This is a genomic window from Patiriisocius marinus, assembly GCF_008974325.1.
In the GTDB taxonomy this organism is placed as follows: domain Bacteria; phylum Bacteroidota; class Bacteroidia; order Flavobacteriales; family Flavobacteriaceae; genus Patiriisocius; species Patiriisocius marinus.
Map to the genome: position 1 here is coordinate 911,195 of NZ_BKCG01000001.1, position 14,579 is coordinate 925,773.

Genomic DNA, 14,579 nt, shown 5'->3' on the forward strand with positions numbered 1-14,579 from the left:
GATAATTGCTGTTTTTAATCGGATAAAGTGTTTTTTTGAAGAAAATTTCAGCTTTGCTAAACAGGGTGTATTACCCTTTACGTTTTCGTTTTGTAGTTAAAACACCTTGAGTAGGATAGTAGGTGCGACCGTAGTTTGAGCGTTTATCTTCGCCCAATCTTTTTGCTACTAGATTTGTCATTTTAATTACAAAAGCCTCTTCTGCATTAGGAAACGATAAATCGTGACCATCTAAATCTAGTTTTTGACCTCGGTGTGAATGATCTTTTTTACGGCTTAGATAGTCTTCATTGTCATAAAGTTCATTATAACAATGTATCAATTCGTGAGAGAGTAGTGCTACGGGACTGTTCACCCCTTTATTTTTTCTAAACCAAGATTTACGGTGGTTCTTTCTAAATAGAACGCCGTGAGTGTCTTGAAACATGACACTATTCAATCTATGATTATAAGCGTTACGATTTCCAGGGACGATTGTAATGTTGTTAGTTGTATCTGCAACAAGGACATCAATTATGTCAATTTTTTCTTCAATACCATCGTCTTCAAATGGTAACGTTAGGATGTTTGTTCTAACCAAAAAATCTAAAGCAATATGCGTGTTTCGTGTAAAACGATCTGCAATTGCATTATAATCGCGGTCTTCTTGGTAAGCGTATAAAGTAAATGTATTGGTTAATGAACCTATTTTCATCTTATTAAAATTTCATCTCTGGAATTTTGCCTTCAATAATAAGATCTCCTTCAGTAGCAGCTTCAATTTCCGAAACACTAACTCCTGGTGCTCTCTCTATTAATTTAAATTTTCCACCAATCACTTCAATAACGGCAAGGTTGCTTACTATTTTCTTTACGCAATTAACTCCTGTTAATGGCAGAGAACAAGTTTTAAGAAGCTTAGACTCACCAGCTCTATTTGTATGCATCATTGCAACAATAATATTTTCTGCGGAAGCTACAAGGTCCATAGCGCCCCCCATACCTTTTACCATCTTACCTGGAATTTTCCAGTTTGCGATATCTCCGTTTTGAGAAACTTCCATTGCTCCTAGTATGGTTAAATCTACATGTTGCCCTCTAATCATTGCAAAACTTGTAGCTGAGTCAAATAATGATGCTCCTTTTAATGCAGTAATTGTTTGTTTACCAGCATTAATTAAATCTGGATCTTCTTCCCCTTCAAAAGGGAAAGGCCCCATACCTAAAATTCCATTTTCACTTTGAAACTCTACTTCAATATCGTTACGTACAAAGTTTGCAACAAGTGTAGGGATACCAATTCCAAGATTTACGTAATATCCATTTTTTACTTCTTGCGCAATGCGTTGTGCTATTTGTTCTTTACTTAATGCCATGTTTTATTTTTTACGCACTGTTAATTGCTCAATTCTTTTTTCATAAACTTCTCCTTGAAATATTCGCTGTACAAATATTCCAGGTACGTGAATATCATTAGGATCTAGAGTTCCTGCTGGGACCAGTTCCTCAACTTCGGCTACAGTTATTTTTGCTGCACCAGCCATATTTGGGTTGAAGTTTCGAGCAGTTCCTTTAAAAATTAAGTTTCCAGCTGTATCACCTTTCCAAGCTTTTACAAAAGCAAAGTCCGCTTTAAATGCGTGCTCTAATAAGTGCATTTTACCGTTAAATTCTCGGGATTCTTTTCCTTCACCAACTTCGGTTCCATAACCTGCAGGTGTGTAAAAAGCAGGTATTCCTGCTTTAGCAGATTGACAACGTTGTGCCAATGTTCCTTGTGGTATTAAATCTACTTCAAGCTCTCCACTTAACATTTGGCGTTCAAACTCAGCATTTTCTCCTACATAAGAGGAAATCATTTTCTTGATTTGATGTTTCTGAAGTAATAAACCTAAGCCAAAATCATCTACACCAGCATTATTTGCAATGCAGGTTACATTTTTCACATTTAGTTTTACTAGTTGTGCAATGGCATTTTCTGGGATTCCACAAAGTCCAAAACCTCCTAACATAAAGGTCATTCCGTCTGAAACTCCTTTACAAGCTTCTGTCACATTAGCGACTGTTTTATCAATCATTGGTAATTAATTTTTCATAAAAATACAGAAAAAAACCTCTTAGTTTTAGGAACTAAGAGGTTTCAATAATTTTTATTTTATAAACTAGAAATCAAATTCGTCTGGAACTTCCTCAATAGGAGTTTGTTCTTCTTTCCATTTCTCGCAATCTGTTTCAATTGTTACATTTTCTGGTTTGTTGAAATTCCCTTTGCTAATTTTTAACGCTTCGTCCTTATAACAATCTTGCATATACATTGCCCATACCGGTAGCGCCATCGTAGCTCCTTGTCCATAAGAGGTTGTACTAAAATGCACAGAACGATCTTCACCACCTACCCATACTCCGGTAACTAAGTTAGGGACCATACCCATAAACCAACCATCACTATTATTTTGTGTAGTTCCTGTTTTACCAGCAATCGCATTTGTAAATTGATATGGATATCCTGTAACGGCTTTTTTATAAGCTCCACTTGTTCTTCCTCTGTGTCTTAATCGAGAACCAGAACCAGATTGTGTAACACCTTCCATTAATTTCATTGTTACATACGCTGTTTCACTGCTTATAACATCTTTAGTTTCAGGAGTGTTTTGATATAAGATAGTTCCGTTTTTATCTTCAATTCTTGTTATTAATGAAGGTTTTACATAAACTCCTTCATTAGCAAATGTGCTGTAGGCACCTACCATTTCGTATAAAGATAAATCTGCTGTTCCTAAAGCAATAGAAGGTACAGGGACAATATCCTTTGTGTCTATTCCCATTTTTCCCGCAAGCTCAATTACAGGTTCTGCACCTACACGATCAATTAATCGTGCTGTAATTGTATTTACGGAATTTGCAAGTGCATTAGTTAATGATAACATACCACCATAATTACCACTAGCATTTTTAGGACACCAATCTTTTGTATTTCCGCGTTTTCCTGCTGGAATACAATACGGTGTGTTTGGCAATGTATCACAAGGAGACATATGCATTTGATCAATTGCTGTAGCGTAAACAAATGGTTTAAACGTAGAGCCTATTTGGCGTTTACCAGTTTTAACCATATCGTATTTAAAATGTTTATAGTTAATTCCTCCTACATATGCTTTTACTTCACCAGTTTGTGGGTCCATTGACATAAGTGAACCTTGTAAATAACGTTTGTAATATCTAATGGAATCCCGCGGAGTCATTATTGTATCAATATCACCATTCCAAGTAAAAATTGACATCTTTCTTTTTTTGTCGAAACTAGCTAAAATTTCTTTTTCTGTTTTACCTTCTTCGGTCATTGCTCTATAGCGTTCACTTCTTCTAATTGAATTATTGATAATTTTATCGATTTCCTCTTCAGTTACATCTCTAAAAGGAGCGGTTTTGTTTTTCTTATTTTGACTATTAAACTCTTCTTGTAGGTTCGCCATATGCTTCTCCATAGAATTTTCAGCATAAGTTTGCATACGGGAGTCTATGGTAGTGTAGACTTTTAGACCATCACGGTAAATATTAAAATTAGATCCGTCACTGCGTGGATTTGCCTTTGTCCAGTCTGCCATAAAAGCTCTTGCATACTCTCTAAAATAAGTAGCAATACCTTCTACGTGACCTTGAGGGGTATATTTAAGTTCAAGTGGTAACGCTTGTAGTGAGTCTTTTACTTGCTCTGTAATAAAATCGTACTTCTCCATTTGAGACAGTACTACATTACGTCTGTTTTTAACTCCTACAGGGTTTCTAAGTGGGTTATAAAGTGAAGAGTTTTTGAACATCCCAACAAGCATTGCAGATTCTGATGTTGTTAGCTCATTTGGTGGTTTGTCAAAATAAATGTTACTAGCAGATTCAATTCCAATTGCTTGATTAAGAAAATCATACTCATTAAAGTACATTGTTAGAATTTCGTCTTTTGTATAACGGCGTTCTAAACGCGTAGCAATAATCCATTCTTTGATTTTCTGAAGACCACGTTGTATTTTATTTCTAGAAACCTGATCTGTAAAAAGCTGTTTTGCTAATTGTTGAGAGATGGTACTTGCACCTCCTTTTGTACCTAAAAATGCTGCGGCACGAAGTGTACCACGAACGTCAATACCACTGTGATCGTAAAAACGAATATCTTCAGTTGCTAATAATGCATTAATTAAATGATCTGGTAATGCTTCAAAAGGAACGGGAGTTCTATTTTCTTTATAGAATTTCCCAATTACTTTTCCATCAGATGAAATAATTTCGGTAGCTAAGTTTTTTTCCGGATTTTCTAGACTTGTTTCATCTGGAAGACTCCCAAATGCTCCAATTGAAGCTAGTAAAAATAAAAGGAGAACACTTATAATTCCTAAACCTAATAAGGTCCAGAAAATACGTGCCGGACTCCACTTAGATTTAGATTTCTTCTTTTTTGCTTGTGTAGTAGCCATACTGATTAATTTACTTTTTTAGCCGAAATATTATAAACTTCAAGACGGCTATTTACGATTTATTTCTAGGCAAATTTAAAGCAATGAATCTACCTAATTACTGTTAAAAATAGTAAGCGTTAATAATTAACGTGTAAGTGTGTTGTTATTAGCTGTTTTCGAATTTTGAATATTTCAGAAATACTATTTATTGGTTGTTTTTTCAATGGTAAATCCAACATCTGTAATTCCTTCTAGTTGGCTAACGCCTTGTGTATCACCATTATTGCGAACAGCCTGACTTATAGAAAGTTTATACGTTCCAGGTTCATCAAAATTGAAATTTTCTAAATAAGTGAGTTTACTTTCTTTAATACTACCTATTCCTGTTCCCAACCAAGTTCCATCAGGATTTGCCATTTTGTATTCTAATGTATCGACCTTGATTTTACCATAAGGATATTCTAATTCAGCAATTAAAAAGATATTGCTAAAAGGATAGGCATTGGTATTTCGAATGTTTAGATACACATTAAACGGATGAATACTATCTAACTTCGGAAACTCAAAATTAACTTTTTGTGATGCTGGCCAACGTTCAGACTGCATCGACTGTAAATCTCCAGCGATTGTATTAGTGTCGCAACTGTTTAATAGTAACAGTGACATAAAAATCAAAAGCATTGTTCTGATCATTCCTTTGGAGTATTGCCCCCTTTTTTGCGAGGATTAGGTTTTCTGTTTCGGTTGTTAGAAGGAGCACCTCCTTGTTTCTTACTATTAGGATTAGTGTTTGCTCCTGCAGGTCTTTTTTTACGTGGTGCGGTTGCCTTTTTAGGCGTGCCACCTTTTTTAGGTGTAGCTCCTTTTGCATTTGGCTTTTGCCCCCCTTGTTTTTTAGGGCGATTGTTGCCTCCACCAGTTCCTGCTGCAACTGGTGTGCGTTTACGATTATTACGTCGCTTGTTGTTTCTAGATTTTTTAGGTTGATCAAATCGCGTTAAACTGTCCTGTCCTACAACGTTACTGTATAATTCCGCTTCTTTGATCACTACTTCCTCTACATACTCTTCTAAGCTAGCAACGGTATTTCCTTTTTTATTAATGGCAATAATTTCATTAACCTTCGCTACTTCTAGCGTATGCCAATTCATTCCATCTTTCTCGTAAGCAAACCACATTAAGCCTTTAAAAATGTCAGTTTTTTGACAAGCTGCAAATCCTTTTTCAGTTTTTAACTTCACATCGGTTCTTGGAAACTCTTTAAGAGCATCCATATACGTGTCTAACTCATAATTTAAACAACATTTAAGCTTTCCGCATTGTCCTGCAAGTTTTTGAGGATTAAGCGAAAGTTGTTGGTAACGAGCTGCTGAGGTATTTACAGTTCTAAAATCAGTAAGCCAAGTTGAACAACAAAGCTCACGACCGCAAGATCCAATTCCTCCTAAACGAGCTGCTTCTTGACGGAAACCAATTTGTTTCATTTCAATCCGCGAATTAAATGTACGTGCAAACTCTTTAATTAATTCTCTAAAGTCTACACGCTCTTCAGCGGTGTAATAAAAAACTACTTTTGAGGCATCTCCTTGAAATTCTACATCACTAATTTTCATTCGTAATCCTAAGCGAATAGCAATTTCGCGAGAACGTTTTTGAACATCAGCTTCACGATCGCGCACAGCTTGCCAGATATCAATATCTTTTTGAGTTGCTTTGCGATAAATTTTAGGAAGTTTTGTAGCGTCAGGATTTTCCTTTTTCTTCTTCATTTGGACTCTAACTAGTTCACCCGTTAAGGTTACTTGGCCTATGTCATGTCCAGATTCAGCTTCTGTGGCAACCACATCGCCTATAGAAAGTGAAAGATCACTGTTGTTTTGATAAAAGTGTTTGCGTCCATTTTTAAAGCGAACTTCAACCCCTGTGTAAGGAGTCATGTTTGCTGGGAGCGCCATATTTGAAAGCCAGTCAAATACTGTTAGTTTGTTACATCCGTCCGTTCCGCAAGTACCGTTGTTCTTGCATCCCTTAGGTTGTCCATCAGCACCAGAGGCACAGCTTGTACAGCCCATAAATTATATAGTATATAGTGAGGAGAAATAATTTTAATGCAGATGGAGCTTTAAGTGAAAACGGTTAAATTTACTACATAATCTTAATCGTGTAGTTTTCACAGTGTCAATAAATACGCGACTTAATGACCAAAATTGCTCGACAAACAACATTATTTATTAAAGAATTTCTCTCGAAAAATTAAACAATAATTGTAATAGGTAAAGGTACTTTTTTAATTCTGAAATTTTAATAATGGTTGCCATTATCTTAAAAACCGATTAATAATGCAGCGGAACAAGTGCTACCGCATTAAAATTTCAGAATTAAAACTAACTGTATTTGTAGGAATTTTACTTTTTAAACTTCAGTTTTTCAGACCTTCCTTTTTTGAATATTTTGTTACTGTTATGAGTTCCTGCACGTAATGCTTTTTGTTCTTCAAACGGAAGTTTAATAACTTCTTGACATTCTGTTGAGCAACAATTATCCATTGTTTTTGCACATTCTTCACATTGAATAAATAGTAAATGGCAGGCTTCGTTTTCGCAATTTGTGTGGTTATCGCAAGCCGTTCCACATTGATGGCACTGTGCAATTACATCATCTGTAATACGCTCGCCACGACGATGATCAAAAACAAAATTTTTCCCAATAAACTTGTTGTCAAGTCCTTTGTTTTCTACTTGTCTGGCGTATTCAATAATTCCACCTTCTAGTTGGAATACATTTTTAAATCCTTTATGTTTATAATAAGCACTCGCTTTTTCGCATCGAATTCCACCGGTGCAATACATTACTAGTTTCTTTTCTTCTTTGTGGTCTTTTAGTTGTTCTTCAATAATATCTAACGAATCTCTAAAAGTATCTACATCTGGTGTAACGGCATTTTTAAAATGACCAATTTCACTTTCGTAGTGATTTCGCATATCTACAAGTACGGTATTTGGATCTTCAATAAGGGCATTAAAAGCTTCAGCGTCTACGTGGATTCCTTTATTTCGAACATCAAAAGTTTCGTCGTTTAATCCATCTGCAACAATTTTATTGCGCACTTTCACTTTCAGTTTTAAAAACGATTTTAGATCGTGTTCAATAGCGATGTTTAGGCGAACATCTTCAAGAAAATAAATGCCGTCTAAAAACTCCTTAAAAGCTTCAAATTGATTTGCAGGAAGTGATAGTTGGGCATTGATACCTTCGTTTGCTACATAGATACGTCCTAGTACCTGAAGTTCGTTCCACTTAATAAATAGGTGGTTTCTAAAAAGTTCTGGATTGCCAATTTTGGCATATTGATAGAAAGAGAGCGTCAAGCGGTCTTGTCCCGCTTCTTCGAGCAAAGCTGCTCGCTCTTTCGCGCTTAAGGTATTGTACAGTTGCATGCTATACTGGTTTAAGGTTGAAAAATTATTTTGAAATATTCTAGACTACAAAAATAGGGAAAATGAGTTTAATCTTCCACTGGGGTTGGTTTTATATATATATATATATATTGTACGATGTAAACTTCCCATGCTCTTTTAAATTATCAATTATGAAAAGATCAACGTTACTTCTTTTAATGATTGTGGGTACTCAAAATAGTACTTCTAATAATTATATTCTAGATACGCAACAAACATCCATAAATATTGACGTTTCTACCTATGAAAATGGTGTGTATGCAATTGCATTAGTGTGTGACAGTGAGATTGTAGCCTCAAAAAACCTTTTTAAAAATTAATTAATATGAAAAATCTAATATTATTAGCTTGGGTGTTTATAAGCACTCAAGTTTTAGCACAAGACCCACAGCTTTTTGAAGATACGTGGTACTTACAAAAACTGACCATAAGTGATATGGGTTATTTCCCACCAAATAACTCAAATCCTATAACGGAACATATTTTTTTTGAGAATGATATGATATTCGAAACAGGGTATTGTGATGGTTTAGTTTGTGAGATAATTTTTAATACTGATAGTAGCTTCAATATAAATGGATTTACAGAATTAGGTTTTGGCTGTAACCACCCAGACGATAACGACTTTCATGTTATTTATTTTGATTATTTAGAAGAGCATTTAGATGGGGCTAATCCTTACTCCTATGAAATAACAACTGACAACGGCATTCGTTTTTTAGAGTTTACAAATGCAAATGGTAACAAAGCGCTGTATGCAAACCAACTGTTAAATACCAATGAACAACAGTTAGAAAATGTTGTTTTATACCCTAACCCTGTAAAAAATGAACTATACCTGAAAACAGTTGCTGTCATTGATCAACTAAAAATTTATAGTATTACAGGGCAATTAGTAAAACAACAAACATCATTTACAGATAAGGTGTCGATTAATACGGAAGATTTAATAGCAGGGGTTTATTTTGTAAAGATAACAACAAACGAAGGTCTAGTTTCTACGCATAAAATTATCAAAGAGTAAATTAATGTCTATAATTTAAAATGCGTCTTCTTCAACAAAGATGCATTTTTTGTGGAAAATATCCATAATTAGGAAATATTCCAAATTAGTTATATATTTGTGCACAAGAAAATTAAAAATACTTGTTGATAATTTACCATTTCAAGGAATAGTTATTATTGCCTTTCGGTTTTTGAAACAGTATTTTTAAACTTTTAAATTTTACATATAAATATATAGATACATGGCAGCAGATAAGTCAGATAAAGAAAAAGATGCTAAATTAAAAGCATTGAAACTTACGCTTGATAAACTTGATAAAACGTACGGAAAAGGAACCGTAATGAAAATGGGTGATAAGCCTGTAGTGGAGGTAGATGTTATACCTTCAGGTTCATTAGGTCTAGATGTTGCATTAGGAGTTGGAGGATATCCAAGAGGGCGTGTAATTGAAATATACGGTCCAGAATCTTCAGGTAAAACAACATTAACTATTCACGCAATTGCTGAAGCTCAAAAGAAAGGTGGTATTGCCGCTTTTATTGATGCTGAGCACGCTTTCGATCCAGATTATGCAAAAAACCTTGGCGTTGATATTGAAAACTTAATAATTTCTCAGCCAGATAATGGAGAGCAAGCATTAGAGATTGCAGATAATTTAATTCGTTCAGGTGCAATTGATATTATTGTAATTGACTCGGTTGCCGCTTTGACTCCAAAAAGTGAAATTGAGGGTGAAATGGGAGATAGTAAAATGGGGCTTCATGCACGTTTAATGTCTCAAGCATTACGTAAACTTACGGGTTCTATTTCAAAGACAAATTGTACAGTAATTTTCATTAACCAATTACGTGAAAAAATTGGTGTGATGTTCGGGAATCCTGAAACTACAACAGGAGGTAACGCACTTAAATTTTACGCTTCAGTACGTTTAGATATACGCCGTTCAACTCAAATTAAAGACACTAACAGTAATGTTATGGGTAACAAAACCCGTGTTAAAGTGGTAAAAAATAAAGTAGCACCACCATTTAAAACGGTTGAGTTTGATATAATGTACGGGAAAGGAGTTTCTAAAGTAGGAGAAATAATTGATCTTGGTGTTGATTTTGAAATCATTAATAAAGCAGGATCTTGGTTTAGCTATGACGATACAAAACTAGGGCAAGGTAGAGATGCTGTTAAAAATTTATTACTAGACAATCCAGATTTAATGGAGGAGTTAGAAATTAAAATTAAGGACAGCATTAAAGCATTAGCTGAGAGTTAAAAAAATGCACAATTTTTATAACTTCGGAAATACTAAGAACCCTTAGCATTTCCGAAGTTTTTGTTTTAGTGAAATTATTTAAAACCTTACTTGTATTTATGCCTCATAGCAATTGACTCCTTTTTTGATGCTAAATAATCTTTTAGTGTTTTAATACTAAATGTTTAATTAGAACTGTTAACTTTGGGTAACTAACCAAAATACCAACAACCTGAACGCAACCCTCTTCATATTCAAGCATCTACTTGCTGTAGAAACCAAGGTTGTTATGGTTCAGGCACGTCTATTTAAGGCTTGTTTTGTAATTGTTAAACCAACGTACTACGCTTGACTTTAGAGGAACTCATACACGGTTGTAAACAGAAGGACGCTAGGGCACAAGGTGAATTATACAAGCGCTACAGTGGCGTATTGTTCTCTATTTGCTTGCGCTATTCCCCTAATAAAACTGAGGCTGAGGATAATTTGCAGGATGCGTTTATAACGATATTTAATAAAGCAGAACAATTTAAAGACAAAGGTTCTTTTGAAGGATGGATAAAACGAATTACCGTAAACACTGTTCTTCAGAAATACCGAAAACAAAAGGTTTTTGATATTAAAGATGAAGGACAAATTGAGGATACAATTGATGATGACATTGTTGATGAAGGATTGCCGTTAGATTATCTTTTAGGAATTATCCAAGAATTACCAGATCAATATAGGTTGGTTTTTTCAATGTATGTTATGGATGGTTATTCTCACAAAGAAATAGGCGAAATGTTAGGTATTAGTAACGGTACGTCTAAATCTAATCTAGCCAGAGCTAGAGGAATATTAAAAACAAAAATAGAGGCCTATAGGTCTCAACAAGAGTAGGTTTGAGTATAAAGTAACAATGAGTAACAAAAAAAACATAGATCAACTTTTTAAGGAGCGCTTCAAGAATCATGAAGTAGCACCTGCTCCGCAAGTTTGGGAAAATATCCAAGCGGCAATGCGTGAGGAAAAGAAAGATCGAAAAGTAATTCCACTTTGGTGGAAAGTAGGAGGAGTCGCAGCTTTGCTAGCGATTCTATTTACTATTGGCTCAACTGTTTTCAATACGAATGAAACAAATAGTTTAGTAAAACAAACCAACGAGATTGAAAAAGCAGCTAATGATATCTCTCCTCAAATAGATACGGAGAAAGAATTTACGACTACCAATAACGCTATAGAAGTTGCAGAAAAATCGACTAAAGATTCTCAAAATGAGCAAGAAGGTAATGCGGCGACTAATTTAAACGCAACTGCTGTACAGCAGAATAGTACTCAAGTTGTTTCAGAACATGTGAATGAACAACGCAATTCTCATAAAGATGATTTTAAAAGAAACAACAGTTTTTCTAAGCGGAATGAATCTACAACAATTGCTAAAAACGAATCAAATTCAGTTATAAACAACAATTCTTCTAATCGTATAAATCATTCTAATAGTATTCCAGCGCCTAAAATAAACAGAATTGTTTTAGATAAAAACGCATCTTCTTCTACGGTATCAAAAGAAGTAATTGCTCAGACTACCCAAAGTGAAATGACAGTAATTAAAAATAAATCTTCTGAAATTAGCAAACCAAGTACAGCTATAAATTCAGATAACGCTATTGCTTCTGAAGCAGAAGTAGCTAAAACATCTACTATTTCAGAAGGAAAAAAGCAATCAATTTTTGATGCTATTGAAGAACAAAAAGCAGTAACAAATAGCGAAGAAGCTGTTGCTGTTAAAGATGTTCCTTCAGATAGGTGGGAGGTAGCTCCTAACTTTGCTCCGGTATATTACAATACATTAACAGAAGGATCTTCCATAGACGGAAGTTTTGCAGATAACAGTCAAAGTGGTGATGTAAACATTAGTTACGGTGTTGCTGTTAGTTATGCTGTGAGTAATCGTTTAAGTATTCGGTCTGGAATAAACAATGTGAATTTAGGCTACAGTACTGGTGGGTTAGAACTTGGTGAAGGTGATACTAACGCAGCATTGAGAAATATAAATTATAATGGAAGTGGCCAAGTAATTATACCTCAGGATGAGGGTACTTTCGCTTCTCAGAACAATAAAGAAGGGTTTGGGAATATTACACCAAAATCTACTAATGGCGAAGCATTTATAAATCAAAATATTACTTATTACGAAGTGCCTTTAGAACTTAAATATTCACTTTTTAACACAAAACTTGGAGTGAATGTAATAGGTGGATTGAGCACGCTCTTTTTAGGAGATAATGAAATAACAGTAAGTGCAGGAGATTTTAGTGAAACTTTAGGGGAAGCTAATAATCTTTCAAATGTGAGTTTTTCTACAAATGTAGGGCTTGGATTTGATTATAAATTTTCTGAAAAATTTAAGTTTAATGTTGAACCTATGTTCAAATATCAACTTAATCCTTATACGGATAGCAGTGTTAATTTCCAGCCATACTATGTTGGTGTTTACACTGGATTGAGTTATAAGTTTTAATTTGATAGTTATGTAGGTATAGGTTATTTTAATTGGTAACCGTTCTATTTTTTAGAACTATACAAAACCATCTTATCGCCATGAGGTGGTTTTTTTATACCGAAATATTAAGCCATACTAGGATTGTTAAGCTCCGTTAAAATAACAGTTCTTACCTCTTCTTTTAAAGCACGCTTATCTTTTCCTTTTGAAGGAATAAGCTTATGAACTTTAGCACGCATTTTACCTGGAGTTCCACTAAAGAATATATACGGGAACCGCTTTTTATTGTCGTGAAACGTCATTGGAGCAATAGGTAAATCGTGATCTGTTGCTAATCTAAAAGCGCCATCTTTAAAGGTGTCTAGTACAATACTCATATCATCAGGAACGCCACCTTCGGGGAAAATACAGATACTAAACCCTTGATTAAGTCTAGCTTGTGCACTTTGAAACACTTCGTGACGACTTTTAGGGTTTTTACGGTCAACTAATATGCAAGTACGTTTATAGAAAAAACCAAAAAGTGGAATTTTAGATAATTCTTTTTTACCAACAAAAACAAAAGGATTTTTTACCAGATAAAGCATTAGCATAATGTCTGTCATACTCGTGTGGTTTGAAACAAACATGTAACTTTTTCCTTTCTCGTACGTTGTGTCTCTCTTAATTTTTGGGATAAATCCCATTCCAAATAAAATTACTGTTGCCCAAACGCGCGCTAGTTTAAAAAATGCTCCATACCATTCTTTTTTTAGAATAGAGATTAGTAAAAAAGGAAACATAATGAGTATAGGGACTGCAAGAAGGATATAGAACCAAATTCTATAGAGTACATACCAAGGATATAACAAATACTTCATACGCATCAAAAATAGTCATTTGACTAATGCTAATGCATCAAAAAAAGTAACTTTGTAATTAGTTTTAGATTAATTAATAGTAACACCCTCATAGTAATATAGAGGAGCGTCGAAACAAAGACAAATAATGGCAAGAATACTTACGGGAATACAAAGCACAGGAACACCACATTTAGGAAATATTTTAGGAGCACTTCTACCAGCTATTGAAATGGCAAATAATCCAGAAAATGAAAGCTTTCTTTTTATTGCAGATATGCACTCACTTACTCAAATTAAAGATGGTGAAAAATTAAGAGAAAACACCTACAGTACTGCCGCAACTTGGTTAGCTTTAGGACTTGATATAAATCGTACCGTATATTACAGACAAAGTGATATTCCTCAAGTAACAGAATTATCTTGGTATTTGAGTTGTTTTTTCCCGTACCAACGATTGACTTTAGCACATTCATTTAAGGACAAAGCAGACAGATTGAGTGATGTAAACTCAGGACTATTTACATACCCAATGCTTATGGCAGCAGATATATTATTATATGATGCTGAAATAATACCTGTTGGAAAAGATCAGCTTCAACATATCGAAATGACTAGAGATGTTGCCTCACGGTTCCATGCAAAAATGGGCGATACTTTTGTGTTACCAACCGCTAAAATTGAGGAGCACAATATGCTTATTCCTGGTACTGATGGAACTAAAATGAGTAAAAGTAATAACAACTTTATCAATATATTTCTTCCAGAGAAAAAGTTACGTAAACAAGTTATGAGCATTGCAACAGATAGTACTCCGCTTGAAGAACCAAAAGATTGGTCTACCTGTAACTGTTTTGCTATTTATAGTTTACTCGCATCGCCTGACGCGATTGCCCAAATGAAGAAAAACTATGAAGGTGGAAACTATGGGTATGGTCATGCAAAACAAGCTTTATTCGAATTAATACTTCAGAAATTTGAAACTCCAAGAGAACGCTACAATCATTATATGGCCAACTTAAATGAAATTGAAGAAGCATTAGCTGTTGGAGCCAAAAAAGCTACTGCTGTTGCAACTGAGGTTTTAGCTAGAGTTAGAAAAAAGGTGGGCTATTAAT

14 protein-coding genes are annotated in these 14,579 nt (G+C 34.6%); 6 read left to right on the forward strand and 8 right to left on the reverse strand.

Features of this window, described 5'->3' with window-relative positions; all coding sequences use genetic code 11:
* Positions 1 to 70: 70 nt before the first annotated feature.
* The 7 genes from GBH57_RS04005 to trhO form a co-directional block, all read right to left on the reverse strand.
* Positions 71 to 694: a hypothetical protein gene (locus tag GBH57_RS04005; protein ID WP_151672757.1), complete on the reverse strand. Its 624-nt coding sequence runs from the start codon at positions 692 to 694 to the stop codon at positions 71 to 73.
* Positions 695 to 698: 4 nt separating this feature from the next.
* Positions 699 to 1,355: a CoA transferase subunit B gene (locus tag GBH57_RS04010; protein WP_151672758.1), complete on the reverse strand. Its 657-nt coding sequence runs from the start codon at positions 1,353 to 1,355 to the stop codon at positions 699 to 701.
* Positions 1,356 to 1,358: 3 nt separating this feature from the next.
* Complete coding sequence (locus GBH57_RS04015; protein ID WP_151672759.1) at positions 1,359 to 2,057, reverse strand: CoA transferase subunit A; 699 nt, start codon at positions 2,055 to 2,057, stop codon at positions 1,359 to 1,361.
* Between the two features lie 84 nt (positions 2,058 to 2,141).
* Entirely contained in the window at positions 2,142 to 4,445 is a 2,304-nt protein-coding gene (locus tag GBH57_RS04020) for a penicillin-binding protein 1A (protein ID WP_151672760.1), read from the reverse strand.
* A 183-nt stretch (positions 4,446 to 4,628) separates the two neighbouring features.
* Positions 4,629 to 5,093, reverse strand: coding sequence for a gliding motility lipoprotein GldH (locus GBH57_RS04025; protein WP_235904638.1), 465 nt, complete (start codon positions 5,091 to 5,093; stop codon positions 4,629 to 4,631).
* A 23-nt stretch (positions 5,094 to 5,116) separates the two neighbouring features.
* Positions 5,117 to 6,499, reverse strand: a complete 1,383-nt coding sequence (locus GBH57_RS04030; RefSeq protein ID WP_151672762.1) for a PSP1 domain-containing protein — start codon at positions 6,497 to 6,499, stop codon at positions 5,117 to 5,119.
* A 333-nt stretch (positions 6,500 to 6,832) separates the two neighbouring features.
* Positions 6,833 to 7,864, reverse strand: a complete 1,032-nt coding sequence (gene trhO / locus GBH57_RS04035; RefSeq protein WP_151672763.1) for an oxygen-dependent tRNA uridine(34) hydroxylase TrhO — start codon at positions 7,862 to 7,864, stop codon at positions 6,833 to 6,835.
* A 152-nt stretch (positions 7,865 to 8,016) separates the two neighbouring features.
* On the opposite strand from trhO, the gene GBH57_RS04040 reads away from it, so the two are divergent.
* From GBH57_RS04040 to GBH57_RS04060, 5 genes are all read left to right on the forward strand, one after another.
* On the forward strand, positions 8,017 to 8,205 hold the full coding sequence (locus GBH57_RS04040) for a hypothetical protein (protein WP_151672764.1): 189 nt from the start codon (positions 8,017 to 8,019) through the stop codon (positions 8,203 to 8,205).
* A 5-nt stretch (positions 8,206 to 8,210) separates the two neighbouring features.
* The gene (locus GBH57_RS04045) at positions 8,211 to 8,909 is read left to right on the forward strand and encodes a T9SS type A sorting domain-containing protein (protein ID WP_151672765.1); all 699 of its coding nucleotides are present in this window, start codon (positions 8,211 to 8,213) and stop codon (positions 8,907 to 8,909) included.
* A gap of 223 nt (positions 8,910 to 9,132) precedes the next feature.
* Positions 9,133 to 10,158, forward strand: a complete 1,026-nt coding sequence (gene recA / locus GBH57_RS04050) for a recombinase RecA (protein ID WP_151672766.1) — start codon at positions 9,133 to 9,135, stop codon at positions 10,156 to 10,158.
* Positions 10,159 to 10,485: 327 nt separating this feature from the next.
* Positions 10,486 to 11,019 carry an RNA polymerase sigma factor gene (locus GBH57_RS04055; RefSeq protein ID WP_151672767.1) on the forward strand — a complete coding sequence of 178 codons (534 nt, stop codon included), beginning with the start codon at positions 10,486 to 10,488 and terminating at the stop codon, positions 11,017 to 11,019.
* A 19-nt stretch (positions 11,020 to 11,038) separates the two neighbouring features.
* Entirely contained in the window at positions 11,039 to 12,640 is a 1,602-nt protein-coding gene (locus tag GBH57_RS04060) for a putative outer membrane beta-barrel protein (RefSeq protein WP_151672768.1), read from the forward strand.
* A 107-nt stretch (positions 12,641 to 12,747) separates the two neighbouring features.
* Here the strand turns inward: GBH57_RS04060 and GBH57_RS04065 are convergent, their stop codons facing one another.
* Positions 12,748 to 13,482 carry a lysophospholipid acyltransferase family protein gene (locus GBH57_RS04065; RefSeq protein WP_162523878.1) on the reverse strand — a complete coding sequence of 245 codons (735 nt, stop codon included), beginning with the start codon at positions 13,480 to 13,482 and terminating at the stop codon, positions 12,748 to 12,750.
* A gap of 127 nt (positions 13,483 to 13,609) precedes the next feature.
* On the opposite strand from GBH57_RS04065, the gene trpS reads away from it, so the two are divergent.
* A complete protein-coding gene (gene trpS / locus GBH57_RS04070; protein ID WP_151672769.1) occupies positions 13,610 to 14,578 on the forward strand; it encodes a tryptophan--tRNA ligase in 969 nt (322 codons plus the stop codon).
* Position 14,579 lies beyond the last annotated feature (1 nt).

What these genes read in the sequence shown, in the direction of transcription:
- GBH57_RS04015 (WP_151672759.1), bottom strand. Translation starts at nt 2,057, where the DNA reads ATGATTGATAAAACAGTCGCTAATGTGACAGAAGCTTGTAAAGGAGTT.
- GBH57_RS04010 (WP_151672758.1), bottom strand. Translation starts at nt 1,355, where the DNA reads ATGGCATTAAGTAAAGAACAAATAGCACAACGCATTGCGCAAGAAGTA.
- recA (WP_151672766.1), top strand. Translation starts at nt 9,133, where the DNA reads ATGGCAGCAGATAAGTCAGATAAAGAAAAAGATGCTAAATTAAAAGCA.
- GBH57_RS04030 (WP_151672762.1), bottom strand. Translation starts at nt 6,499, where the DNA reads ATGGGCTGTACAAGCTGTGCCTCTGGTGCTGATGGACAACCTAAGGGA.
- GBH57_RS04060 (WP_151672768.1), top strand. Translation starts at nt 11,039, where the DNA reads ATGAGTAACAAAAAAAACATAGATCAACTTTTTAAGGAGCGCTTCAAG.
- GBH57_RS04040 (WP_151672764.1), top strand. Translation starts at nt 8,017, where the DNA reads ATGAAAAGATCAACGTTACTTCTTTTAATGATTGTGGGTACTCAAAAT.
- trpS (WP_151672769.1), top strand. Translation starts at nt 13,610, where the DNA reads ATGGCAAGAATACTTACGGGAATACAAAGCACAGGAACACCACATTTA.
- GBH57_RS04045 (WP_151672765.1), top strand. Translation starts at nt 8,211, where the DNA reads ATGAAAAATCTAATATTATTAGCTTGGGTGTTTATAAGCACTCAAGTT.
- GBH57_RS04025 (WP_235904638.1), bottom strand. Translation starts at nt 5,093, where the DNA reads ATGTCACTGTTACTATTAAACAGTTGCGACACTAATACAATCGCTGGA.
- GBH57_RS04020 (WP_151672760.1), bottom strand. Translation starts at nt 4,445, where the DNA reads ATGGCTACTACACAAGCAAAAAAGAAGAAATCTAAATCTAAGTGGAGT.
- GBH57_RS04005 (WP_151672757.1), bottom strand. Translation starts at nt 694, where the DNA reads ATGAAAATAGGTTCATTAACCAATACATTTACTTTATACGCTTACCAA.
- trhO (WP_151672763.1), bottom strand. Translation starts at nt 7,864, where the DNA reads ATGCAACTGTACAATACCTTAAGCGCGAAAGAGCGAGCAGCTTTGCTC.
- GBH57_RS04065 (WP_162523878.1), bottom strand. Translation starts at nt 13,482, where the DNA reads ATGAAGTATTTGTTATATCCTTGGTATGTACTCTATAGAATTTGGTTC.